Consider the following 23,596-nt stretch of genomic DNA (forward strand, 5'->3'; position numbering starts at 1 on the left):
AGTATTGAGAAATAAAATTCTCACAACCTAATCACACATCATTTTGAACCTTATTATTTGTGATAATGAAATTTATACAACCATGAAGGTCTAAAATCTCATATCTCAATACTCAAATCTATTTATTTTTCAAATTTTCAATTAACTGATCTACAGACTCCGGAGTTAAATTCTCATAGAATGTATACTCTGGACCAATTTGTAAAACCGGAGCGTAGCCACAAGCAGCTAAACATTCTACCCCACGATAACTAAATAAACCATCGGCAGTAACTTCACCTTCTTTAACTCCTAGCTTCTGGCCTATATAATCCATAATTTTTTCTGCACCAACTAAACAACATGGTCCAGTACGACAAACTTCCAAAACATACTTGCCTTGTGGTTTTAAGAAAAACATGGTATAAAAGGTAGCTACCTCATAAACTTCTATAGGTTGTATGTTTAGATATTCTGCCACTTTATCCATGGCGGCAGAACTTAGCCACCCATAAACCGCTTGTACTTCATGTAGAATAGGTAGCAAAGCAGATTTACTTCTTCCTTCCGGATAACGGCTAACAATTTCATCAAACTTTGAAATTAATGCTGATGAAAATTCTACCGATTGTACTTCTTCAACTCTAAGCATCTAACTCTCCCGCTATAATGTTTAAACTAGACATATTAATAATTGCATCAGAAAGCAGCATACCACTGCTCATTGGTGCATACATTTGGTAATTTATAAAACTTGGTCTACGGAAATGTAAACGGTAAGGCGTTCTTCCTCCATCATTTACTAAATAAAAACCAAGCTCGCCGTTACCGCCTTCTACAGCATGATAAACTTCTGTTTTTGGAGTTTCTACTTCACCCATCACTATTTTAAAGTGATAAATTAAAGCCTCCATATTATTATAAACCTGCTCTTTAGGCGGCAAGTAAAATTCTGGAACATCAGCATGGAAAACGCCTTTTGGCTCTTTTTCTATTTTCTCTAATGCTTGCTCAATAATTCTTAAAGACTGCCACATTTCTTCATTTCTTAAAATGAATCTGTCATAAACATCTCCTGTGGTACCTACCGGAATTTCAAAATCAAAATCTTGGTAAGAAGCATAAGGTTCGTTTACACGAACATCATAATCAACACCTGTAGCTCTTAAAATTGGTCCGCTCCAGCTGTAACTCATGGCTACTTCTGGACTTACTGCACCAACACCAGATGTTCTTTCAATAAATATTCTGTTTCTGTTAAACAAAGCTTCAAACTCCTTTAAAATAGGAGGGAAGTTTTTAATAAACTTCTTAATTTTTTGGAAGGTTATCTCATTAAAATCGCGTTCAAAACCACCTATTCTACCAATGTTAGTAGTTAAACGAGCTCCACATACTTCCTCAAATATTTCGTAAATATGCTCTCGCTCTTCCATCAAGTATAAGAAGCCAGAGAAAGCACCTGTATCAACACCTAAAATACCGTTACATATTAAATGGTCTGCAATGCGGCTTAGCTCCATTACAATAACCCTCATGTAATCTACTCTTTTAGGAGTTTTAATATCTAAAAGTTTTTCAACTGTCATGTGCCATCCCATATTATTAATAGGAGATGAGCAGTAGTTTAATCTATCAGTAAGTGTTGTTATTTGATAAAAAGGGCGATGCTCTGCAATTTTTTCAAAAGCCCTATGGATATAACCTATGGTAGAAACACCGCTTACGATACGTTCTCCATCCATCTGCAAAACATTTTGGAAAACACCATGTGTTGCAGGGTGTGTTGGCCCAAGGTTAAGCGTTGTTAACTCACCTTGTGGGTCATTATCTGTATATACAGGACGGTTTGGAGTTATTTCTGTAATAAAATTGCTCATGATTTAGCTTATCGTCCGAAAAAATAATCTTTTTTATCTACTCTGTTAGGATCTTCTAAAGGATACTCTCTCCTCATTGGAAATACAGTCATATCATCTACATTCAAGATTCTTCTTAAATCAGGGTGACCAATAAACTGTATGCCGAAAAAGTCAAAAGTCTCACGTTCCATCCAATTTGCCCCATCCCATAACACCGTAGCGGTAGGAATTGTTGGGTCTGAAACAGGAATAAAAACTTTTATTCTTATTCTAACATTGTTGTAAAAGCTGTGTAAATGATAAATCACACCTAAAGCATTTTCCTTTTCAGGATAATGAATAGCCGTAATATCAGTTAAGAAGTTGAATTTTAGCTCTTCATCATTTTTTAAAAATGCTAAGAGGTCTGAAATTACTGTTCTTGTAGCTTCAAAAGTTAACAAACCGTAAGGCTCTGATATGGCCGAGATTTGCTCGCCATACTTAGCTGTTAGTTTTTCTATTAAATGCTGATTTGAAATCTTGCCCATTACTGGATTCCGTATTTAGCTAATAATTGTGCGTACTCAGGAGAATTTCTTCTTCTTAAAGATTCATTTTTAACCAACTCCTGTATTTTATTGAAACCATCAATGATAGCTTCTGGTCTTGGCGGACAGCCAGGTACATAAACGTCTACTGGTATAATTTCATCAATACCTTGTAAAACAGAATAAGTATCAAAAATACCACCACTAGATGCACAAGCACCTACTGATATTACCCAACGCGGCTCTGCCATTTGTATATATACCTGCTTTAATACTGGAGCCATTTTTTTCGCTATGGTACCCATTACCATTAATAAATCTGCTTGACGAGGAGAAAAAGAAGGTCTTTCTGATCCAAATCTTGAAAAATCATAATGAGAACCCATGGTTGCCATAAACTCAATTCCACAACAAGAGGTAGCAAAAGGTAGAGGCCACAAAGAGTGAGAACGAGCCAGACCAATTACTTTATCTAATGAAGTAGCAAAGAATCCTGATCCTTCTACTCCTGCAGGTGCTTCAACAATATTAATTTCACTCATAACTGTATCCTTTTCTTAGAAAACTAAAAAGGCCCACTGATGTTTCAGTAAGCCGCAAATTTATTAAGATTTAAACTAAACGAAGCTGATTATGCTTATTTAGAATAATTCTACTTAATCCCACTCTAGGGCTTTCTTTTTTATAACATAAATGAAGCCTAAAAGTAAGGTTCCCATAAAAATAAACATTTCTATTAGTCCATTTAGACCAAATTCTCTAAAGTTTACTGCCCATGGATACATAAAAATTACCTCGACATCAAAAAGCACAAAAAGGATAGCCACAACAAAGTATTTGATAGAGAAAGGTTGACGAGCATTACCCACTACTTCAATACCTGACTCAAATGCTGTTAACTTAACATCCGTTGTTTTACGCTTTGGACCTATAAGGTGTGTAATACCCATGGTTAAAGCAACAAAACCTAAAGCAACTAAAAGTTGCATAATAATAGGAAGATAATCTACTGGAGCACTCATTATTATTTATTTTGGCGCAAATATAATGATTAATACAAATTGAAAAAGGGATAGTTTTAAGCTATCCCTTTTATTTTTTTATTATGATGCCTTTAAAGCTTTTAAAGCATCCTGAATTTTTGCATTTCCTGGGTCTATGGCTAGTGCCTTATCAAAATACTCTTTGGCTTTAGCTTTATCTTTAGTGATGTAATAACCACCATTATAAGAGTAAGCCTCTACCAAATTGGTTTTATCACGCTCTGTTAAAGCTACAGGTGGACTAGCAGTTTGCTTTGCTAAAGTAAGTTCAATATACTTATCGTAAGCTTTAACACCTTTTTGCTCAGCATCTGTAGGATCTAAATAATATTCAACCCTAGCTAAATATAAGTAAGCATCGGCATTTTTAGCCTTTTCTGCTACATAAGTAAAAGCACTATCGGCTAATAATAAAGTTTTCTTTATTTGTACAGCGTCTTGAGGTTGTTTGTTAGCTAATTCAATAGCATAGTAGAAGTAATTAGAGTAACCTAAATAAAACCAATCAGTAAATGAAGCTTTAGGCTGTTTTGAAATTTTCTCGTAAAACTGAGCTGCTTTACCATATTTCTTCGCAACGAAATAAGCTTTTGCGATAATTCCTAAAACCTCTGTATTAGTAGTATCTAATTCATAGGCTTTTAAATAGCTATTAATAGCCAAAGAATCTTGCTTCTTGCTTTGATATGCTCTACCTAAGAAAACAAAATCTGTAGCAATTAATCTGCTCTTATCAATAGAGTTTTGGAATTTAGAAAGAGTTTCAATTGCTAAATCGCTATTACCATTTTCTGACGCAGCGTAACCTAAAAATCTTTCTGCTAATTTATACTCAGGGTTGCTACCGTATTGACTAATAAAGCTTTTCGCTTCTTTTTCTAAAGTAGCCCAATCTGTAGCATTTAACAAGAAAATTAAATATCTATATCTTGAATCCGCAGAACGATCTGTTAAATCAAGATATTTTGAGTACATATCTTTTGCTTTAGGCAAAAGTTCTGGTCTTTTGGCCGGAAACTGAGATGCCCAACGATAGTAGTTTTCTGCTAAAGCTCTGTAAGCAGGTCCAAAATTTGGATCTTTTTGGATAACACCATTTAAGGTAGTCTCTGCTAATTCAAAATTATAAGCCTGAGTCCAGATTTCACCAACATTAACATCTACAATTAATAAATCAGCTTGATATCCTTTTGCTGCTCTGTAAGCATCGGCAGCTTCACTATTTTTCTTTTGAGCTTTGTACGCATTAGCCATAGCAATGTGCAACTCAGGATCTTTTTCACCATTTTCTTTGGCTTTGTTAAACCACTCAAAAGCTTTATCTAAATCTTGTGAACCTTCATAGGTATATGCTTTACCGATATAGATGAACTCTTTATAGTCCTTCTTTTTCATATCAGCAGTAGCTTTTGCAAAATTTGCCTGTGCTGCAGATACATTTTTTGCAAAAAGATCGGTAGCTCCTAAACCTATATAGTTTAAAGAGAACTTTGGATTGGCAGCAATACCTTTATTAAAGATAATTTTTGCTGAATCAGGATTATTTAGTTGTAGATACAAGTCTCCGAAATAATAATAATTCTCGGCATTTGTAGCTTGTGTAGTAATTAAATTATTAAAAATTGATTTTGCTTTTTGAAACTGCTCTGCAGTAACCGCTTTACGGGCATCTTGTAAACTCTGAGCCATAGTTACCGTTCCCCACGTTAACAAACCTATGACTCCGATCGCAACTCTCTTATTCATGTTCATGATCTTCGTTTTTAATATATGGTTCCTATTTTCTAATTATATACATTTATTTGTCTTGATGGCAAAGAATCTGGCGCTAAACCCGCTTTTAAGATAATTCTTTGCCCTATGTCACTAGCTAAGAAGGCTGCAAAACCTGTACCTAAACCAGCTTTACCTTGGCAATCTATTAAATACAAATCTCTTATCAAAGGATAAGAACCAGTTTTTAGATTGCTTTGTGTTGGTAATTGATATTTGCCCTTCTTATCTTTAACCGCCATAAATTTAATTTTTTCTATATCCTCTACCAAATCTAGAGTTGGTCTTTTTAACCAACTTACACTTAAAACGCCAATAGCATTAGGATTATTTTTAACGTACTGAATAACTTCTTTACTTGATTTTAGTGCGTATACATTACTTTCTGGCAATTTGCTTATTGTAGCTAGCTCCATTAGGTATTCTACTGTACTAGACTTAGGGTTATCAAAAACTAAATCAGTATTATTATTAGACTTTCCTGACAAAATAGCTTTAAGCTCATCTAAAGTGATGAGGCTGTCTTGATTGCTTTTACCGGTAATAATAGCAATACCATCAGTAGCAAATTTGGTAGCTCTAATTTTGATTTTCTTTTCTTCGAAATATTTGGCTTCATTTGCTTTAAGTTCTCTTGGAAGAACGGCAACTGCTATACTATCATTCACAAATAAATCAAGAACCTCTTTTAAAGGTTTGTAAACCATTTTAATTTGAGCTCTTTTATATTGATTCGAAAAGATTTGATGCTCATCATCTATAATGGTGTAAAGAGATTCATCTGCTAGTATTTGTGCTGTGCCAAAAGTATAATTTTCTTCGCCTTGAGATTCTGGCGCTCTTTGCTGGCAGCCTATAGAAAAAACTAATAAGAGAAGCGCTAAAACTTTAGATAAACTATTCATATTGCTGTTGCCTAATCAACCTTACAAATCTGAAAAATGAATAAACGATTAGGAGTACTGCAAAAGCTATTTTCCAAACTTTATCTACCCCAATTAATAAGGGAAAATTATCCCAAAATATAATCATTAAGCCTAAAGCGAAATATACGCCAAACATGGTTAGGCCTAAAATGAACAGAAATCGCTTTGTGGGCGATTTCTGTCTATCTCTAAATTTTTGATATTCCATTATTCACTTAATTGGAACAAGATTGGAATGGTAAACGATACACGTACCGGACGTCCGTTTTGAATTCCTGGCTCCCATTTAGGAGTTTTCTTTAATACTCTGATGGCTTCTTCACTTAGACCGCCTTCTAAACCTCTTAATACTTTAATATCGGTTAGAGAGCCATCTTTCTCCACAACGAAGTTTACAATTACTCTTCCTTGTATATTATTTTCGCGAGCAACTGCAGGATACATTAAGTTTTTTCTTAAGAAATTACCGAATGCTGCATCACCACCTGGGAATCTTGGAAGCTGCTCCACGTTAGTGAAGATTTCATTGCTATCCTCTGTTACCTTTTGGTTAACTGGTCCGTCACCAAAAGTTGGGTTTTCAATTTGAATATCGGCATCAGGATTACCTTTTAAGGTTTTTTGTCCTGGATCTGCTTTTTCCAAATCTTTAATGGTTGGTGGCTCTTCCTCCACTACCTGATCATCCGGTTTTACAACTGGAGGCGGGAACCTTACCTGATCTACCTTTGGTGGAGGTGGCTCTACCGGTGGTGGAGGTGGGGGTGCCTTTTTGTCAATTGGCGGAGGTGTAGCAAGTACTACCTCTGTTTGTTGGAATACTTTATCTTCTTCTTCACCATTGCTGCTTAACAACTTTATGATGATTGGAGAAGAAATAGCAAGGATAAAAAACAATCCTCCTATTATCACAGCCTTGTTGGTATTTTTAGCATTTTCTTTACGAAGCTGGTAAGCACCGTATTCTTTGTTTCTACCTTCAAAAACTATGTCTATCCAATTCTGATTTAGGATGTCCAATTTAGACATAATGTTTTCCTTTTTTAATTAATAACGTGTTAATTACAATGATATTTTAGTCTTTAAAAGCTCCTTGCTCTTTCATCAAATTCAACTCCTCTGGTTCTATCTTATTTACTATACCGTAAGAAGGAACACCTGCGATTTTGATTTCATCTAAAAGATCAACAAAGTTTTTGTAATTAGACTTATCTGTAGGTTTTAAAATTACCATTAATCCTTTTTTAGGATCACCAGTTTGGGCTAAAACCTTTTTATTGTTATCGATAAAAGCTTGACGAATTCCACTTTTTCCGAAGTTATCCACTGTTGGAGCAGTAGAACCCATTACCCCCATGTACCAAACAATTTTATTGTCTGATCCTAAAAGAACTGTCATGGTTCTAGAAGCTTTTACAGGTAGCTCATCCTGGTTTTTATCATCCTTATCCGGCATGAACATGTCCATTGCCTGTGGTTTAGCAAGGGTAGTGGTTAACATGAAGAAGGTTATCAATAAGAAGGCTAAATCCACCATCGCAGTTAAATCTACTCTGGTTGACATTTTTTTACTTCTTACTTTTTTGCCTTTCTTACCGCCACCCCCGCCGGAGGTATCTAATTCTGCCATTGCTGTAAGTTTTTACTAGTTAAGCCCTTCTAATGAGGTTACTAAACTAAATTTATTAATGTTTTGCTCTTGTAGTATATCTACTACTTTTCTTATCGTAGGATATTCTTCATTAGAATCTCCTTTGATAGTGAATCTTAATTCTTGACCATGTAGCTCTTTTGTTGCATATCTGGCTTGTAAAATCCACTGGTCTAACTCGTTATTTGTAGAGTCTGTAGGGATTCCTGGCTGGTTTAAGTTGTTACGCTCAGCTCCATTTAAAGCAATAAATTGTTTTAAATTAGCCATTGGCACACCAAAGGATTCAACTAACGCAAAACGCTTTTTTTCTTCCTCTGTAAAAGTAACATTATATTTTTCAGCCATTCTCTCTAGAGCTCTCATCCTTACATCTTGGCCAACAACTCCAAAAAACACCTTTCCTTGCCCTACTGTAAGCATAGAGATATCACTATCTGGTAATTTAATAGTTACCGTAGAAGAAGGGGTGTCTACCGGAAGTGGTTCCGGCTGTCTGGCTGTTGCCGTTAATATAAAGAAAGTAAGCAATAGGAACGCCACATCACACATGGCGGTCATGTCTATCGCAGTACTCTTTCTTTTAATTTTTACTTTTGGCATCTTCTTAAATTTAAATAATTAGTGTTTTATTTGATTAATACCGTTGCTTCTAAAATTTAAAAGCTTGTATCACTAATTTATTATTTATGAGTTGCAGCGTAAGTTTGTACAATTGAAAATCCTGCTTCGTCAATTGAGTAAGTTAAACTATCAATTTTAGAAGTAAAGAAGTTGTAAGAAATAATAGCCATAGTAGAAGTACCAATACCTGTAGCTGTATTAATTAACGCCTCAGAGATACCGTTTGCTAAAGCCGCTTGATCCGGAGCACCAGAAGTTGCTAACGCACCGAAAGCTTTAATCATACCTACAACTGTTCCTAATAGACCAGCAAGTGTACCAATAGATACTAATGTTGCAATAACAGTTAAGTTTTGCTCTAACATTGGCATTTCTAATGAAGTAGCTTCTTCAATATCTTTTTGGATAGCTAAACATTTTTGCTCTGTATCCATAGAAGAATCCATTTCTACTTCTTTATATTTTAAAAGACCTGATTTGATTACCGCTGCTACAGAACCTTTTTGCTTATCGCACTCAGAAATTGCACTTTCTACATTATTAGAAGACAAGAACTGTTGTACTTTTTTAACAAATGCATCAACGTTTCCATTTCCTGCTGCTTTGCTGATAACAAAGAAACGCTCAATAGAAAATACGATAACCATTAAAAACATACCCATTAGGAAAGGTACAATTATTCCTCCTTTGTAAACCATACCGAAATAGTTTCCTGGAAGTGGGTGATTAGCCGGGTCTCCACCTTCAAAGTTTGCAGGATTTCCCATTACAAATAAATAAAGTCCCCATGCAATAGCTATACAAATAACGATAGCTAATCCTGCGAAAATACTTGAACCGCCTGATTTCTCTTTCTTAGCTGTACTTGGTTTTGGTGCGTTTGCCATTTTTGTTTTAATTTTTAGTTTTTGAATTAATTTTTATGTGTGTTACTTGGTTTATTTTATAGATGAATAACAAATTTATCATTTATCCTTTAATATCAAATCTTTTGCCACATCATTTACGATTAAAATTTTGTTAAACTTTAGCAGCAGATTCTGGATTTCTATTAACGCAATTTTAAAAAAAAATTGCCCTCGTGAGGACAATGCATATGCAATTAAAACTATTTTTATTTAAAAATGCAAATTAAGAACAAAAAATTAACATTGGCTTCATATAGAAAACATCAAAATTAGAGCACTCATTATCAGTAATCATTAAGAACTTCCTAATTATTTTAATAATTAGTGTTGAAACTTGTAATTTTTAAGGCCTATCCGCCAATTTTTTTCACTTTATAGCCTTCTTTCAAAAGAATATCAATTATTTTTTGTCTGAAGTCTCCTTGTACTAAAATCTCTCCATCTTTTACTGTTCCGCCAACGCCACATTTAGTTTTTAGCATTTTACCTAAGGCTGCTAAATCATCAGGATGACCTATAAAACCCGTTATTAAAGTTACTGCTTTACCGCCTCTTTGTTTTTTATCTAATTGAACCCTCAAATCCTGATGTTTGTTATCAGGGGTTTCTTGCATTTCTTCTTCTGAAGCTTCATAAACGTGATCTGGATTGGTTGAAAATACTATTCCCTCGAAGCTGTTAAATTTTTTAGACTTTTTAGTGCTCATGCTTTTATACAATCAAGGATAAGGATAAAGGTTTAACACCTACATTAATTTCTTTTGGAAAAAATAAAGGCTCACCATCTATATGTACAGGACCCTCTGTAGCTCTAGTGATTTTAATATTACTTCCTCTATAAATTTTTACATAGTTAGATTTATGTGCCAATTTAGCAAACATACGGTAAGCTAACAGCGGAAATTTATATACCGGAAATGGTTTAATTACACAAACATCTAACAAACCATCATTTAAGGATGCAAAAGGAGAAATATGAGCATTATTACCGTATTGCGAGGAATTTGCAATGCTAATCATAAATGCCTTCTCTTGATAAACGGCTCCATCAACACTAATTTGATACTCTTGCGCTTGGTATTGCGCTATTTCTCTAAATGTGGATTGTATATAACCTTTAAAACCTCTATTCTTATCTTGGGCAAATAACGCACTAATATGTGCATCAAAACCAATGCCTGCCATATTGAAGAATTTACGTTCGTTGAAAGTTCCGGAATCTATCTTAACAATTTTGGCCTTATTAAGCTTTTGTATTGCTTTACGATTATCAAGCGGAATTTTTAATGTACGAGCCAAACCATTGCCAGAACCACAAGGTATAATAGCCATAGTTTTACTAGAAGACTCTAAAGCACATGCAACTTCATTGATGGTACCATCGCCTCCAACGGAAGCCACGATATCTACATTTGAAGAAACTGCTGCTTCTGCAAGTTGCGTGGCGTGGCCCGGATACTCCGTAAAAATAATTTCGGCATCATACAAACGATCATCCAAATATTGATCTATGAGTGATGGTATAAAGGTTTTAACCTGCCCTCCTGAAATAGGATTTACAATAAAAAGAATCCTGCTTCTCAAAACTTTAACCTGATTAAGTACATGGATGCAAAGTAATTCTAATTTCTAAAAAAATAAAAATTGTTATACCTTTGTGCCATCAAGTGGAATGATTTGAGACGCTTCTAAAGCCAGGATTGCAACCACATTAAAAAGTGCTAAAGCCAAAATTGCTTTTACCATCAGCAGTCTTTCTTCTATTCCCAAACTTTTGAAATTAAATTTTATTTAATATGCCTTATTTATTTACGTCAGAATCTGTTTCTGAAGGCCATCCGGATAAAGTTGCGGATCAAATTTCGGACGCTTTAATTGATAACTTTTTAGCTTTTGATAAAGAATCAAAAGTAGCATGTGAAACTTTAGTTACTACAGGCCAAGTGGTATTGGCTGGCGAGGTAAAATCTAAAACTTATTTAGATGTTCAAAAAATTGCTCGTGATGTGATTAGAAAGATTGGTTATACCAAATCTGAATACATGTTTGAAGCAAATTCTTGTGGTATACTTTCTGCTATTCATGAACAATCTCAAGATATTAACCAAGGGGTAGACCGCTCTAAGCCAGAAGAACAAGGTGCAGGTGACCAAGGTATGATGTTTGGTTATGCCACTAATGAGACTGAGAACTATATGCCTTTGGCTTTAGATATTGCACACAAACTTTTAATAGAACTTGCCGCTTTAAGAAGAGAAAATAAAGAGATTACTTATTTACGTCCGGATGCTAAGTCTCAAGTAACTATTGAGTACGATGACAATCATCAACCAATAAGAATAGACAGTATTGTTATCTCAACACAGCATGATGATTTTGATAATGATGAAGCTATGTTGGCAAAAATTAAATCGGATATGATTAATATTTTGATTCCGAGAGTAAAAAAACAGCTAAAAGCTGAGCTTCAAACTTTATTCAATACTCAAATTAAATATCATATAAACCCTACTGGTAAGTTTGTTATTGGTGGCCCACATGGTGATACCGGTTTAACAGGAAGAAAAATTATTGTAGATACTTATGGAGGTAAAGGCGCTCATGGTGGTGGTGCTTTCTCTGGAAAAGACCCATCTAAAGTAGACCGTTCTGCGGCTTACGCAACTCGTCATATAGCAAAAAACCTTGTGGCTGCTGGTGTGGCTGATGAGGTTTTAGTACAAGTATCTTACGCTATTGGCGTAGCAGAGCCTTGTGGTATTTTTATCAATACACATGGTACTGCAAAAGTTAATTTAACTGATGGCGAGATTGCTAAAAAAGTAGAGGAAGTATTTGATATGCGTCCGTATTTTATAGAGCAACGTTTAAAATTAAGAAACCCAATTTATGCAGAAACCGCTGCTTATGGCCATATGGGACGTAAAAATGAAGTGGTTAAGAAAACTTTTACTGGTGCTAACGGAGAAGAAAAAACAGTTGAAGTAGAGTTATTTACTTGGGAGAAACTAGATTTTGTAGATCAGGTAAAAGCAGCATTTGGATTATAAAACCGTTTAAAAAGTAAAAAAGAGCCGATAATAAATATCGGCTCTTTTTGTTTTCTAGAAATTTAATTTCTTTTAGCTCACTGGTAAATAAATTTTAACCGCTGTACCTTCATGAAGCTTACTTTCTACTTTTATTTCTCCTTTATTAGTTTCTACAAATAGCTTCATAATAGGCATACCCAAACCTGTACCTGCTATATTTTCAACATTTTTAGAGCGAAAAAATGACTCAAATAAGTGTGGCATTTCATCCTCTGCGATTCCCATTCCATAATCTCTAATTTCAATAACTACCTTGTCTTCGCTATCGTAAAGTTTAATTTCTATAGGAGCAGCTTCTGGAGAGTACTTTTTAGCATTACTAAGGGTATTTTCTAATACCTGAACAAATAATTTAGGATCTATGTTTACCTTATCATTTTTATTAGTGAATTGTTTGGTTAAAATTCTTCCATGCAAAATTCTATTAGCATCATTATCTATATAGTTGTTTAAAAATTCTGTTAGAGATAGTGTTACCGGGTTAAAAGGAACTTTTTTAGCTTCAATTTTACCCATAGTTAAAATATCAGACATCAAATCTGTTATTCTATCTACATCTAAAATAATGCTATCTAGCTTATTTTGTATTTTAGGATAGCTGTTTAACTTTTCTGAGGCATTTTCTTTATTGAGCACAGCTTGACACAATTCTACCGCTAATCTTATAGTGGCTAAAGGCGTTCTAAATTCATGCGAAGCCAGTGTAACAAATCTAGATTTTAACTCATTAAGCTCTCTTTCTTTTGTTAATGCTTTTGTTAACTCAATTTCAGCCTCTTTAGTTGCGGTAATATCCATGATAAAACCAGTCATTTCTGGTGCTGTACCATCAGAATTATTTTGGAAAACCTTACCAATAGCCAATAACCAAATGTATTTACCTTCCTTATTTAAAATACGAACCTCAATTCTAAATAAATCATGAGGATCCTTTTTGTAGCTCTCTACATGGTTAAAAATGTTGGCTCTTACAATATCTCTATCATCTGGATGAACTAAACTTAGCATCATATTTAAATCAACATCAGTGAGATCTTCTCTAGAATAGCCGAGCATTTTTAAGAAATTATCATTATGTGAAATTGCCCCTGAGTTTACATCTAGTGTCCACATACCTAATTTTGCAGCTTCTAACGCAAGCTCAAATTGGTTATTTAAGTTTTGCACCTTTATAAGCTCTTCTTTTACATGAGTGATATCTCTTGTAATACAAACTAAGCCGCCATCTTCAAAAGCTGCTAAAGAGATTTCTTGCAGAATCTTTGTCTTATCCTTTCTAACACCGAGGGTTTCGCCACTCCATTTACCTTCTTTCATTAAAATAGGAAAGTATTCTGAGCTAATCTTATCTATCTCATCTTGTTCATAAATGATTTGCCAACTTTGGCCTAACAGCTCTTCTGGTGTATAACCAAATACTTCGGCATGGTATTGGTTCATAAAAGTGTACTTACCGTTTTCATCTAGCAAAGCAATCGCGACAGAAGAATTATCAATGGCTAAATACTGTTTTGCAATTATTTCTTCTTTTTCTCTTAGCTCAGATACATCAGTTCCAAAGCCAATTACATACAATAATCGTTGTTGTTCATCATAAACTGGAGTCAACATTCTTAATTGATATTTAACTCCGTCTTTTGTTATAAATTTTTCTTTAATAGATGCTGGCTTCTTTTCTTTAATAACTTTACGGAAGAGTTTTTCTCGTTCTTGAGCTAACTCAATAGGTCTTTCACGATAATTACAATAATCATAATCAGTTTTCCCTAATAGCCAATTTTTAATCTCATCATTAGCAACGCAATTATCACTTAAATACAGATATTTCTGATTTTTATCTAATACAGATATATAAGCTGGTATATGGTTAATAAGGTTTTCATAAAATAAAGTAAGTTCTTTTAACTTAAGTTGTTGTTCTTTACAGTCTTTTAAAATATTTTGTTGACCCACATAAGAGCCAAAGTTTAAACAAAAGGTTTGTAAAGCGATGATATAGGCATCATTTACATGCTCTAAATCATTAGAAAAATCTGCTACAATAAAACCCCAAAAGTTTTCATGTGTAAGAATTGGCAGTAACATCACGCTGTGATTTCCAAATAATGAAACCAGCTCCTTTTCTGCAGTTATATTATCTGGCTTTTGGTTTCTTAAGAAAGGTAATCCGGTTTTTAAAACACTTTCCAAATTTCTTAAAGAACTCCAATCAGCATCTTTAAAAGCCAAATCATAATTATGTTGCTTGTTATTTACTACCCATTTATAGGCATAGGAAAAATTCTTTAGTTCACTGGCCTCGTAAATGTTTTTATATATGTATAAACCCTTTACATCTAAAAAATCACCCAACAAGGATAAAACTTTATCTACAGTACTTTCGTTAGTAATTCCAGAATTTAATAAAATGACTGATGACTGTAATAAAAATTGTAATGGAAGCATCTCTTTAGATTGAGTTAAATTACTATTATGTGTCATCTAAAATTATTTTTATTAGTTAAAATTATATAGATTTAAGTGTAAATTCGCCTTCACTCTCATTTGGCATTTTATACAAGCTTATTTTATTTGCCAACTTATGTCAAAAATTTTGCTTATTGAGGATGAATTCAGGTTAAGAGAAAATCTAATTGAAATACTCGAACTTTACGATTATGAGGTACACGCTGCAGTAGATGGCTTGGATGGTTTTGCCAAAGCTCTAGAGATAGAACCAGACATTATTCTTTGTGATGTAATGATGCCTAATTTAAATGGATTAGATTTTGTTTCTAAAATTAAGCAAACGCATTTAGCCCATATTCCTATTATTTTGTTAACTGCAAAAGTAGACCCAGAAGATGTGAAAGAGGGGCTTAGCAGAGGAGCTAATGATTATATTAAAAAACCTTTTCTTACAGATGATTTGCTAAAAAACATTAAAAAACATACATCTAAAATCTAAAAAACCTTGCCGATTCACATCGACAAGGCCTACTCTCATTTTAAACTACAGGCCACACTATCTGGCATGTTTCTTTCACTAAGATTCTCTTAGTTTTGATATATTTTTTGTGTGAAAAGCCTCGCACTCTAAACACAATATCAATTTTAATTTAATGAAGCTTTTGAGAGTAATAAATCTCAGTTGCTTTATAATGCTAAGTTAAAAGATATAAAATGGCGCAGCATCCCCTAAATTAGGGATATGAAAATTTTTTTGTTTTTGGTGATTTTTTAGGAACCTACGCATCAATTATACGTAGTAAAAATACCCTCTTTAATTTAGGGATACCAAAGAAGAAAAGATGTAAAAAAAAGCTATATTTAATTTTACTACTACTAAAAAAATAACTAAACCTTCAGGCTACGTATAAGGAAAGAAAGTTTTCGGATTTAGCTTTACTCTTACAATTAAATTTAATGCCATGTTTGAGGGATAAAATTCTTTAAATCGGTGAATTTTTAATAAAATATTGGCAAACAATTAGAATAATAAAAAAGTTAGGGATAAGATAAAAGCAAAAGTATTTATGTTTAAAAGAACTATAATACAAGTATTTAATGATGAAAATGCCGCTAAAAAGTAACTTAAATCATGTTATTTAAGTCCCTAAAAACCTAATTTAAACAATTAAAATACCCCTATAATAAGGGATATTTTATACAATAATTATATAGTAATTCGTACTTGGTACAAAGTATGTCCATAATTAAGCGGTCAGAGAAATTTAAGTTATGCAGCATCAAAACATTAACGAAGAGCTTTTAAAAAAGAATAGAGTACCCAAAACAATTTTAATAGCAGAGGACGACTCTATTAATGTCTTGTTATTAAAGAAGATTTTAGTGCCTTTAAATTTCAACTTAGTTATTGCAGAAAATGGAGTAGAAGCTGTAGAGAAATTTAAAGAAGCTGATTACGACCTTATTTTGATGGACGTTTATATGCCAGAAATGGACGGCTTAGAAGCTATAAGACAAATTAAGGCTTTAAATTTAAAAACACCGCCTATTATAATTATTTCTGCAGCAAACTTAGATGAGAGAGTAATTAGTGAAGACTTAGGTGTAAAATATTTTCTATCCAAACCTATTGGATTAATGGAGTTTAAAGAACTTTTAAACAGATTGTTATGAATTCCCCAGCTAACCAATATCATCTAGACCACGCTAACTATATTTTACAAAATATCCCCTATGGTATTTTGATAGAAGATAGTAAGCGCTGCATACATTCTGCAAACCAAGAATTAATTAAAATTTTTGGTATGGATGCTAAGCCAGAAGACTTAGTAGGTTTAGATTGTGAAGTACTTGCTGAACAAGTTAAACAAGCTTTTAAAAACCAAGAATACTTTGTTCAAACAATAAATAAGTGTTTATCAGAAAAAGTTAAAAGCGGGCCTTACGAGTTTGAACTGGTAAATGGCAAGTTTGTGGAACTTAATTATATTCCATACTATGTTAATGATGCATTTGCAGGCCACAGTTGGTGTTATAGCAATGTAACTATTAAAAAAAATCATGAACTAGAAGTAAAGAAACAAAGTGATTTCTTTTCTGATATTTTAGACTCTTTACCTGCTGACATTGCCATCTTTAGCCCACAGCACACTTATATGTTCTTAAACAAAACTGCTATACAAGATGATGAGTTTAGACAATGGATGATTGGTAAAACCGATTATGACTATTGTAACAAAAAGAATAAACCAACAAATATTGCAGACGAACGTAATAAAAATTTCAAAAAAGTATTAACAAGCAGACAAGATGTTTATTGGGAGGATGAGATAATTAAAGCTGATGGTGACAAAAAAATTATATTAAGAATTTTCCATCCATACATTAACAAAACAAACGAAATAGAATTTGTTGTAGGTTATGGTATAGATATCACTGAAATAAAAAAGAAAGACCTCCAGATTTTAGAAACAGAGTTAAAAAGCAAGTTCTTGATAGATAATTTCAAGAAAGTAGTTTTTACTGCTGATTATGAAGGTAAATTTGTTGATATTAATCCGGCATGGGAAAAAATAACTGGGTTTAGCGTAAAATCTTGTTTAGGCAATTTGCTTACTAGTTATGTAAAAGATGCTTCTTTTAAACAAACGCTTATAGATTTTCTCGCAGATAATGAAAAAACCGAACTCAATTTAAGCTTTCAAATCAAAACCCAAAAACAACTGAAATGGGTTGAGGCTTACTTTTCTAAGAATCTCAGTATTGATAACAAAGTAAAATCATTCTGGGGAACTTTAAGTGATGTTGACGAACAAAACAAGGAAAAAGACAAGCTATTACAACTTATTACAAAAGAAAAGGAGCTAAACGAGTTAAAGTCTAAATTTGTAAATATGGTATCGCATGAGGTAAGAACTCCACTTGCAGGAATCTTATCAAGTGTAGAACTTTTAGAGATTATCAACCAGAATATTGATGCAAGTTTAAAAGAAAAAAGTGCAAAACATTACTCCAGAATTAAAGACCAAATTCTCAAAATTGGTGAGTTAATGAATGATGTTTTGATTTTAGGAAAAATAGAATCAGGAAAGATAGAACTAGATGTAGAAGAAGTGGATTTTGTTGCTAACCTATCTAAATTTTCTACCAATAATATCAATATTACTGATAGTAATATTATAAAATTATTTGTAAAAGGCACACCTAAAAAAGTTAAAATGGATTGGAAACTTATGGAACATGTTTTCACCAATCTGTTAAGTAATGCCATCAAATACACAAAAGACAATCAAAAATCACCAGAGATATTAATAAATTTCCATAGTAAGGATGTTGAAGTTACCATTAAAGATTACGGTATTGGCATCCCTAAAGATGACTTAAAACTTCTTTTCCAGCCATTTAAACGGGCTTCTAACGTTGGAAATATCAATGGAACAGGACTTGGATTAATACTCGTAAAATATTTTGTTGAACTTCATAAAGGAGAAGTAAGCGTTATATCAGAAGAAAACGTAGGCTCATCTTTTACTGTAAAATTACCTTATTAAGCATGAAAAAAGTAAGCATTGCCATTATTGATGATAACTATCATTTATCAGAAAACTTAAAGCATCTGTTAGTTATTAATGACTATCATGTAGAGGTTTACAGAACTTTAAGTAGGGCAGAAGCAGAGTTAAAAAAAAATAAACCAGATTTAATTATCTGTGATCTTAATCTACCTGATGGTGAGGGATATGATATCATTAACTCTATTAGAAAAAATACAGGCTTTAACCTAACACCTATTATTGTACTAACAGGTGTATTAAATGCTAACGTAAACGAGCTTTTCATGCTAGGTGTAAGTAAGATATTTTTTAAACCAACTCAATTTTCTTTACTAAAAAGTACCATAGAAAAACTACTTGTAAAAAGAAGAGAATACATGTTTTTTAATAAACCCTTTCAAGCAGCGCAAAAATTTATAAAGAGCGTATTTAATAAGGTAGATTATGCTTAAAAAGATTGTAGTTATAGAAGATGATGAACTCATCAGAGAAAATGTTGTTGATTTTCTTTCTCTTAACTCTTTTATTGTTAAAGGTTTTAGCGAAGGTATGCTTGCCTTAGAAGCCATTAACAAAGAAATACCAGACTTAATTTTATGTGATATTTCTTTACCAGGATTATCTGGACATGATATTATTAGCAAGCTAAAAGAAAACGATGCCACAGCAGAAATACCATTTGTTTTTTTAAGCGCCCATGCAGAAAAATCTGAGGTTAGAAATAGTATGGATATGGGTGCCGATGACTATCTTATTAAACCATTTACCATGAAGCAACTAATTGCTTCTGTAAATTCAAGATTAGAAAAGGCCGAAAAAAGTAAATCGAGGTTATTTAAAGAACTCAATAATAAGCTTGAAAATTTTCCTAAAATTTTAAGTCATGAATTAAATACTCCATTAAATGGAATACTAGGTTTAACAGCTTTACTATTAGAAAATTTAGATAGCTTAGATAAGGAAGAGATTAAGCAGTATTTAGAGGCTATCATGACCTCAGCAGATAGATTAACTACAACCAAACAAAAGTTGCTTGTTTTCTTTAATTTATTAAATGTTACCAAGCCAAAGGTTAATGAGTTTGTATTTCTTAACCAAATGCAAGAAAATTTAGTTAAGCACCTGCATACAACTGCAAAAAGTAAAAATAGGGCAGATGATATTCAATATAATCTTTTAACAGATCCTATCATTAATAGCCTAAAGGTACATATACCTTATTCCTATTTATTCACCATTTTTGAAGAACAAATTGATAACGCAATTAAGTTCTCTAATCCAAAGTCTACTATTACCGTAAATTTTAAATTAGAAAAAGAAGACTTATTCATAGAAATCATCAATGAGGGTCAGCTTAAAATTAAGTTTAACCCTAATGAAATGTTTATGGAAGTGAACAATTCTTTAAACGGTTCGCAAGGCTTCGGCTTAGGGATATTTATTATTAAAAAGCTATGCTCTTTATTTGATTGCTTGTTTACTTTAAATCAAGATGAATCTTTAGTTATTGCTAAAACAAAAATAAAATGCACCTATTAATTAAAATTAATATTGCTTAAATTTATTCGTAAAGATGAGTTTTTCTATGACCAAAAACATTTCTATAGGTATTATTGAGGATAACGAGAAGCTACTGAATAATTACTCAGAATTTTTTCAGCTTCAGGATAATTATACCTTAAGTTTTGGTTTCCCAAGTGTAGATGATTTCTTAAGAAATTTCGATAAAAAAGAACATATACAACCTGATATTATACTACTTGATATTAACTTACCAGGTACTTCTGGTATAGATGGTATTAAAATTTTAAAAGAATGTTTCCCAAAGGCTATTATTGTGATGCTAACTGCTTACAGTAGCAATAGCCATATCATTACAGCTTTAGAAAATGGTGCAAGTGGATATTTAATTAAGGGAATGTCTTTACATGATATCAAATCTTCTTTGGCCAATTATGAGAATGATGGCTCTGCCATATCTCCAAACGTTGCTAAAAAGCTGATAGAACATTTTAACCAAACCAAAAAACAGGAAGAAATAATCTTAAAAGTACTTACAGGCCGCGAAAAAGATATTACCAAATGTATTGTTAACGGTTTAAGCCACAAAGAAACAGCAGAGCAACTTAACATAAAAGCCAGCACTGTTAATCATCATTTAAAAAATATTTATATCAAATTAGGAGTCAACACAAAAACAGCTTTAATAGCTAAGGTGATGAATAAAACTGTTTAATCCTTAATTTCTTCTTCTAAACCCAGTTCTTCTTTAAGCTGTTTCATTACAGCTTCATCTTGCTTATTGGTTTTAATTTGATCTTTATTTTTATAATAGTTGATAACTGAGCTTTCTAAACCTTTTCTAATTTTATAGTAATTTATAGCTTCTTTAATACTAGCAGCAGTTACATTTTCGCATTTAAAGTTTTGTAAATTAAAGCTTACAGGTATAACTAAGCTTGTTCCTGCTTGCGGATTTTGCCATTTACCACTGGTTAATTTTATTAGCCTGATAGCCTCATCATCTAAATCTATACCTAAACCCTGCTCTACTTGTGGGTTTACTACATTTCCTTGCTCATCTAACTGAAATTTCACAAAAATCTTTCCTTCAATACAGTTTGATTTAGAAAATTCAGGATATTTCATATTTTCATTAATGAAATTTTCAAGCGCATATTTACCACCTTCAAAAGTTGGTACATCAGCAACAAAAAAAGAACTTAGCAAAAGCAGTATGATATGTAAGTAATTCAAAATCATACTCATATAACGTTTAAAAAATAAAAATTGTTGTTAAAAAGAGAAAACCAAATTTGGATTGGGAATTTTAGTTAGCCACTGTTGTTTATCTGCATAACGTACTACGCCAGGATAATCTCCTTTTTTACCATCCATACTACAGATTAATTGGAAATGCACATGTGAAGGCCAAAATCCGTTTTCTTCAAAAGTACCCATGTGGCCTACAACTTGGCCTTTTATAAGTTCTTGGCCTTCTGCTATTTGTTCAATATCCTTTAAAGATAAATGGCCATAAAGCCCATAAAAAGTAAATCCTTCCAATTGGTATTCGAGGATAATGGTAGCGCCGTAATCTCCAAAATTATTGTTAAAGCCAAAGCTATGCACCTTAGCATCCATAAAATTATAAACAGGAGTGTTTTGAGGTGCCCAAATATCTAAACCTAAATGTAATCTTCGGGCTTCATTTTCATTAGTACCAAAATGGCTGCTTCTGGCATAAACTGTACGGTGCTCAAAGTAACCACCTATACCATAACTAGCATTGGCTTTGGCTAATGTTTCATCTATATATTGTGCAAATAAAGCGGTATCCTCTAATAATGAAGCTGTTAAATGACTATTGTCTGCAGTAAAATCAAGAAGTAAAAAATCTGTTTTATTATTGTACTTAACCAGCGGATAAAAATCCTTTTGATGAGCTTTTAGTAACTCGTTAATTTTATCAGCATTAGTAAGCATATCAAGACCTCATTCTGAATCTTCTTCTTTACTTATTTTACTGAAAATTTTATCCATTCTATCCACATATTCATTAGTATCATCTAAGAAGAAATCTAATTGAGGGATGCCTTTAACCTGATCTTTAATTTTCTTTCCTAACATATACCTAATTTCCGATGAATGTGTTTTGATAGTGCTAATAGCTAAATTTGGATTTGGAGCATTAAAAAAACTTAAGAAAACACGAGCCATTCCTAAATCGGCAGTGGCTCTAACTTTTGTTACCGTAATCATTATGCCGGGTAAAAAAGCAGCTGCATCTCTTTGGAAAATCTCCCCTAAATCTTTCTGTATTACTCTTGCAAATTTTTGTTGTCTTTTCGATTCCATGTTTTCTTAATTTTTATTTGGATTTTACCCAACTCATCATCAGCTAAAAAGCCCAATACTGTTTCTAATATAGGAAATTATTGTAGGGATAAATTTTTTCATTAACCGCTTTAACCCGGTGGTAAATAACATCCCTTAACTCGTCTACATTTTCTTTAGCTGTTGCTGATATAAATACTGCCGGACTACTGTTTTTAGCCATCCAACTATTTTTAAATTCTGCTAAACCCATGGTTGGTTTTTCTTCATCCTCTACCTCCCAATCTTGCTCTACTTCTATAGGATTATAAGCATCAATTTTATTAAAAATCGTAATGGTTTCTTTATCTATGGCACCTAAATCTTTTAAAGTTTCATTTACGGTTTGCATATGATCTTCAAAATTTGGATGCGAAATATCTACCACATGCATTAAAATATCAGCCTCACGCACTTCATCTAAAGTAGATTTAAAACATTCTATTAAATGGTGTGGTAGTTTTCTGATGAAACCTACCGTATCAGACATTAAGAAAGGTACATTCTCTAATACTACTTTTCTAACAGTAGTATCTAAAGTTGCAAATAGTTTGTTTTCTGCAAATACCTCAGATTTCGAAAGCATATTCATGATGGTAGATTTACCCACGTTAGTATAACCTACTAATGCTACACGTACCAATTCTTTACGATTTTTACGTTGGGTTTCATTTTGCTTATCAATCTCTTTCAGGCGGTCTTTTAATAAGGATATTTTTTCTTTAATCATCCTTCTATCGCTCTCTATCTGTGTTTCACCAGGACCACGCATACCAATACCACCTTTTTGTCTTTCTAAGTGGGTCCACATCCGCGTTAAGCGAGGCAATAAATACTGTAATTGAGCTAGTTCTACCTGAGTTTTAGCTTGAAAAGTTTGGGCTCTTCGGGCAAAAATATCTAAGATTAAGTTACTTCTATCAAGCACTTTAACCTTCAACTCGTTTTCTATATTACGCAATTGCATCGGCGAAAGCTCATCATCAAAAACAACTATATCTATCTCTTCTGCCTTAACATAAGTTTGTATCTCTTCTAGTTTACCAGTTCCTACAAAAGTTGCCCTATCTGGCTTTTGCATTCTTTGGGTAAATACTTTTTCTGTTATCCCACCAGCTGTATCAACCAAAAAAGCAAGCTCTTCAAGGTATTCCTTTTGCTGTAATTCTGTGGTTCCGGGGGTAATAATACCTACTAAAACGGCTCTTTCGGGCTTTGGTGCGGTATCGTAAAATTTCTTTCTCGCCATATTTTTTACAAAGATACAATAAGCAAGCCATTTCGAGGTATTTTTGGGGGCTAACGCATGAACAGGTATGTGAAGAGGATA

Annotated in this window: 27 protein-coding genes; 7 read left to right on the top strand and 20 right to left on the bottom strand. The window is 33.0% G+C overall.

The annotated features are described in order from the left end of the window. Positions 1–118: 118 nt before the first annotated feature. From GJJ64_RS09570 to GJJ64_RS16995, 15 genes are all read right to left on the bottom strand, one after another. Positions 119–631 (bottom strand): NADH-quinone oxidoreductase subunit NuoE family protein, encoded by a 513-nt coding sequence (locus GJJ64_RS09570; RefSeq protein WP_154287570.1) that lies wholly within the window; start codon positions 629–631, stop codon positions 119–121. After that, on the bottom strand, positions 624–1,859 hold the full coding sequence (locus GJJ64_RS09575) for an NADH-quinone oxidoreductase subunit D (protein ID WP_154287571.1): 1,236 nt from the start codon (positions 1,857–1,859) through the stop codon (positions 624–626). Before GJJ64_RS09575 ends, GJJ64_RS09570 begins: the two co-directional genes overlap by 8 nt. Before the next feature lie 8 nt (positions 1,860–1,867). After that, on the bottom strand, positions 1,868–2,371 hold the full coding sequence (locus tag GJJ64_RS09580; RefSeq protein ID WP_154287572.1) for an NADH-quinone oxidoreductase subunit C: 504 nt from the start codon (positions 2,369–2,371) through the stop codon (positions 1,868–1,870). After that, positions 2,371–2,913 carry an NADH-quinone oxidoreductase subunit B gene (locus GJJ64_RS09585; RefSeq protein WP_026902761.1) on the bottom strand — a complete coding sequence of 181 codons (543 nt, stop codon included), beginning with the start codon at positions 2,911–2,913 and terminating at the stop codon, positions 2,371–2,373. Before GJJ64_RS09585 ends, GJJ64_RS09580 begins: the two co-directional genes overlap by 1 nt. Before the next feature lie 114 nt (positions 2,914–3,027). Further along, positions 3,028–3,393, bottom strand: coding sequence for an NADH-quinone oxidoreductase subunit A (locus GJJ64_RS09590; protein WP_154287573.1), 366 nt, complete (start codon positions 3,391–3,393; stop codon positions 3,028–3,030). 81 nt (positions 3,394–3,474) lie between these two features. Next, complete coding sequence (locus GJJ64_RS09595) at positions 3,475–5,166, bottom strand: tetratricopeptide repeat protein (protein ID WP_154287574.1); 1,692 nt, start codon at positions 5,164–5,166, stop codon at positions 3,475–3,477. Between the two features lie 32 nt (positions 5,167–5,198). Next, entirely contained in the window at positions 5,199–6,092 is an 894-nt protein-coding gene (locus GJJ64_RS09600) for a PstS family phosphate ABC transporter substrate-binding protein (protein ID WP_154287575.1), read from the bottom strand. After that, on the bottom strand, positions 6,085–6,321 hold the full coding sequence (locus GJJ64_RS09605) for a hypothetical protein (protein WP_039453992.1): 237 nt from the start codon (positions 6,319–6,321) through the stop codon (positions 6,085–6,087). The genes GJJ64_RS09600 and GJJ64_RS09605 overlap by 8 nt, the downstream gene beginning before the upstream one ends. Further along, positions 6,321–7,142: an energy transducer TonB gene (locus GJJ64_RS09610; protein ID WP_154287576.1), complete on the bottom strand. Its 822-nt coding sequence runs from the start codon at positions 7,140–7,142 to the stop codon at positions 6,321–6,323. The genes GJJ64_RS09605 and GJJ64_RS09610 overlap by 1 nt, the downstream gene beginning before the upstream one ends. A gap of 46 nt (positions 7,143–7,188) precedes the next feature. Further along, a complete protein-coding gene (locus GJJ64_RS09615) occupies positions 7,189–7,743 on the bottom strand; it encodes an ExbD/TolR family protein (RefSeq protein ID WP_154287577.1) in 555 nt (184 codons plus the stop codon). 15 nt (positions 7,744–7,758) lie between these two features. Beyond that, a complete protein-coding gene (locus GJJ64_RS09620) occupies positions 7,759–8,367 on the bottom strand; it encodes an ExbD/TolR family protein (RefSeq protein WP_154287578.1) in 609 nt (202 codons plus the stop codon). Between the two features lie 80 nt (positions 8,368–8,447). Further along, positions 8,448–9,275, bottom strand: a complete 828-nt coding sequence (locus tag GJJ64_RS09625; RefSeq protein ID WP_154287579.1) for a MotA/TolQ/ExbB proton channel family protein — start codon at positions 9,273–9,275, stop codon at positions 8,448–8,450. A 371-nt stretch (positions 9,276–9,646) separates the two neighbouring features. Continuing rightward, positions 9,647–10,003 carry a translation initiation factor gene (locus GJJ64_RS09630; protein WP_154287580.1) on the bottom strand — a complete coding sequence of 119 codons (357 nt, stop codon included), beginning with the start codon at positions 10,001–10,003 and terminating at the stop codon, positions 9,647–9,649. 4 nt (positions 10,004–10,007) lie between these two features. Further along, a complete protein-coding gene (locus GJJ64_RS09635) occupies positions 10,008–10,880 on the bottom strand; it encodes a diacylglycerol/lipid kinase family protein (RefSeq protein WP_154287581.1) in 873 nt (290 codons plus the stop codon). A gap of 63 nt (positions 10,881–10,943) precedes the next feature. Further along, entirely contained in the window at positions 10,944–11,066 is a 123-nt protein-coding gene (locus GJJ64_RS16995) for a hypothetical protein (protein WP_262884804.1), read from the bottom strand. 26 nt (positions 11,067–11,092) lie between these two features. On the opposite strand from GJJ64_RS16995, the gene metK reads away from it, so the two are divergent. Next, positions 11,093–12,346: a methionine adenosyltransferase gene (gene metK / locus GJJ64_RS09640; RefSeq protein WP_154287582.1), complete on the top strand. Its 1,254-nt coding sequence runs from the start codon at positions 11,093–11,095 to the stop codon at positions 12,344–12,346. A gap of 72 nt (positions 12,347–12,418) precedes the next feature. Here the strand turns inward: metK and GJJ64_RS09645 are convergent, their stop codons facing one another. Then, complete coding sequence (locus tag GJJ64_RS09645; RefSeq protein ID WP_154287583.1) at positions 12,419–14,869, bottom strand: PAS domain-containing sensor histidine kinase; 2,451 nt, start codon at positions 14,867–14,869, stop codon at positions 12,419–12,421. A 100-nt stretch (positions 14,870–14,969) separates the two neighbouring features. Here GJJ64_RS09645 and GJJ64_RS09650 point away from each other — a divergent pair, with 100 nt between their 5' ends. The 6 genes from GJJ64_RS09650 to GJJ64_RS09675 all read left to right on the top strand — a co-directional run bounded on the left by GJJ64_RS09650 (position 14,970) and on the right by GJJ64_RS09675 (position 20,626). Next, complete coding sequence (locus GJJ64_RS09650) at positions 14,970–15,335, top strand: response regulator transcription factor (RefSeq protein WP_154287584.1); 366 nt, start codon at positions 14,970–14,972, stop codon at positions 15,333–15,335. Between the two features lie 773 nt (positions 15,336–16,108). Beyond that, positions 16,109–16,510, top strand: coding sequence for a response regulator (locus GJJ64_RS09655; RefSeq protein ID WP_154287585.1), 402 nt, complete (start codon positions 16,109–16,111; stop codon positions 16,508–16,510). Continuing rightward, positions 16,507–18,387: a sensor histidine kinase gene (locus GJJ64_RS09660; RefSeq protein ID WP_154287586.1), complete on the top strand. Its 1,881-nt coding sequence runs from the start codon at positions 16,507–16,509 to the stop codon at positions 18,385–18,387. Before GJJ64_RS09655 ends, GJJ64_RS09660 begins: the two co-directional genes overlap by 4 nt. A gap of 2 nt (positions 18,388–18,389) precedes the next feature. After that, entirely contained in the window at positions 18,390–18,842 is a 453-nt protein-coding gene (locus GJJ64_RS09665) for a response regulator (protein ID WP_154287587.1), read from the top strand. After that, positions 18,835–19,929, top strand: coding sequence for a hybrid sensor histidine kinase/response regulator (locus GJJ64_RS09670; protein WP_154287588.1), 1,095 nt, complete (start codon positions 18,835–18,837; stop codon positions 19,927–19,929). The genes GJJ64_RS09665 and GJJ64_RS09670 overlap by 8 nt, the downstream gene beginning before the upstream one ends. Before the next feature lie 46 nt (positions 19,930–19,975). Then, complete coding sequence (locus GJJ64_RS09675) at positions 19,976–20,626, top strand: response regulator (RefSeq protein WP_195759266.1); 651 nt, start codon at positions 19,976–19,978, stop codon at positions 20,624–20,626. Here the strand turns inward: GJJ64_RS09675 and GJJ64_RS09680 are convergent. The 4 genes from GJJ64_RS09680 to hflX form a co-directional block, all read right to left on the bottom strand. Beyond that, positions 20,623–21,153 (bottom strand): TonB family protein, encoded by a 531-nt coding sequence (locus GJJ64_RS09680; protein WP_195759267.1) that lies wholly within the window; start codon positions 21,151–21,153, stop codon positions 20,623–20,625. The genes GJJ64_RS09675 and GJJ64_RS09680 overlap by 4 nt on opposite strands. Before the next feature lie 33 nt (positions 21,154–21,186). Next, positions 21,187–21,876, bottom strand: a complete 690-nt coding sequence (locus GJJ64_RS09685) for a peptidoglycan DD-metalloendopeptidase family protein (RefSeq protein WP_154287591.1) — start codon at positions 21,874–21,876, stop codon at positions 21,187–21,189. A gap of 9 nt (positions 21,877–21,885) precedes the next feature. Then, a complete protein-coding gene (locus GJJ64_RS09690) occupies positions 21,886–22,248 on the bottom strand; it encodes a ribosome-binding factor A (RefSeq protein ID WP_154287592.1) in 363 nt (120 codons plus the stop codon). Positions 22,249–22,312: 64 nt separating this feature from the next. Continuing rightward, complete coding sequence (gene hflX, locus GJJ64_RS09695; RefSeq protein ID WP_154287593.1) at positions 22,313–23,515, bottom strand: GTPase HflX; 1,203 nt, start codon at positions 23,513–23,515, stop codon at positions 22,313–22,315. Between the last annotated feature and the right edge of the window lie 81 nt (positions 23,516–23,596).

This window comes from Pedobacter puniceum, from assembly GCF_009674685.1.
In the GTDB taxonomy this organism is placed as follows: domain Bacteria; phylum Bacteroidota; class Bacteroidia; order Sphingobacteriales; family Sphingobacteriaceae; genus Pseudopedobacter; species Pseudopedobacter puniceum.

Coding starts and splice junctions, on each gene's coding strand:
- GJJ64_RS09570 (WP_154287570.1), bottom strand. CDS start 631: ATGCTTAGAGTTGAAGAAGTACAATCGGTAGAATTTTCATCAGCATTA.
- GJJ64_RS09575 (WP_154287571.1), bottom strand. CDS start 1,859: ATGAGCAATTTTATTACAGAAATAACTCCAAACCGTCCTGTATATACA.
- GJJ64_RS09580 (WP_154287572.1), bottom strand. CDS start 2,371: ATGGGCAAGATTTCAAATCAGCATTTAATAGAAAAACTAACAGCTAAG.
- GJJ64_RS09585 (WP_026902761.1), bottom strand. CDS start 2,913: ATGAGTGAAATTAATATTGTTGAAGCACCTGCAGGAGTAGAAGGATCA.
- GJJ64_RS09590 (WP_154287573.1), bottom strand. CDS start 3,393: ATGAGTGCTCCAGTAGATTATCTTCCTATTATTATGCAACTTTTAGTT.
- GJJ64_RS09595 (WP_154287574.1), bottom strand. CDS start 5,166: ATGAACATGAATAAGAGAGTTGCGATCGGAGTCATAGGTTTGTTAACG.
- GJJ64_RS09600 (WP_154287575.1), bottom strand. CDS start 6,092: ATGAATAGTTTATCTAAAGTTTTAGCGCTTCTCTTATTAGTTTTTTCT.
- GJJ64_RS09605 (WP_039453992.1), bottom strand. CDS start 6,321: ATGGAATATCAAAAATTTAGAGATAGACAGAAATCGCCCACAAAGCGA.
- GJJ64_RS09610 (WP_154287576.1), bottom strand. CDS start 7,142: ATGTCTAAATTGGACATCCTAAATCAGAATTGGATAGACATAGTTTTT.
- GJJ64_RS09615 (WP_154287577.1), bottom strand. CDS start 7,743: ATGGCAGAATTAGATACCTCCGGCGGGGGTGGCGGTAAGAAAGGCAAA.
- GJJ64_RS09620 (WP_154287578.1), bottom strand. CDS start 8,367: ATGCCAAAAGTAAAAATTAAAAGAAAGAGTACTGCGATAGACATGACC.
- GJJ64_RS09625 (WP_154287579.1), bottom strand. CDS start 9,275: ATGGCAAACGCACCAAAACCAAGTACAGCTAAGAAAGAGAAATCAGGC.
- GJJ64_RS09630 (WP_154287580.1), bottom strand. CDS start 10,003: ATGAGCACTAAAAAGTCTAAAAAATTTAACAGCTTCGAGGGAATAGTA.
- metK (WP_154287582.1), top strand. CDS start 11,093: ATGCCTTATTTATTTACGTCAGAATCTGTTTCTGAAGGCCATCCGGAT.
- GJJ64_RS09645 (WP_154287583.1), bottom strand. CDS start 14,869: ATGACACATAATAGTAATTTAACTCAATCTAAAGAGATGCTTCCATTA.
- GJJ64_RS09650 (WP_154287584.1), top strand. CDS start 14,970: ATGTCAAAAATTTTGCTTATTGAGGATGAATTCAGGTTAAGAGAAAAT.
- GJJ64_RS09655 (WP_154287585.1), top strand. CDS start 16,109: ATGCAGCATCAAAACATTAACGAAGAGCTTTTAAAAAAGAATAGAGTA.
- GJJ64_RS09660 (WP_154287586.1), top strand. CDS start 16,507: ATGAATTCCCCAGCTAACCAATATCATCTAGACCACGCTAACTATATT.
- GJJ64_RS09665 (WP_154287587.1), top strand. CDS start 18,390: ATGAAAAAAGTAAGCATTGCCATTATTGATGATAACTATCATTTATCA.
- GJJ64_RS09670 (WP_154287588.1), top strand. CDS start 18,835: ATGCTTAAAAAGATTGTAGTTATAGAAGATGATGAACTCATCAGAGAA.
- GJJ64_RS09675 (WP_195759266.1), top strand. CDS start 19,976: ATGACCAAAAACATTTCTATAGGTATTATTGAGGATAACGAGAAGCTA.
- GJJ64_RS09680 (WP_195759267.1), bottom strand. CDS start 21,153: ATGATTTTGAATTACTTACATATCATACTGCTTTTGCTAAGTTCTTTT.
- GJJ64_RS09685 (WP_154287591.1), bottom strand. CDS start 21,876: ATGCTTACTAATGCTGATAAAATTAACGAGTTACTAAAAGCTCATCAA.
- GJJ64_RS09690 (WP_154287592.1), bottom strand. CDS start 22,248: ATGGAATCGAAAAGACAACAAAAATTTGCAAGAGTAATACAGAAAGAT.
- hflX (WP_154287593.1), bottom strand. CDS start 23,515: ATGGCGAGAAAGAAATTTTACGATACCGCACCAAAGCCCGAAAGAGCC.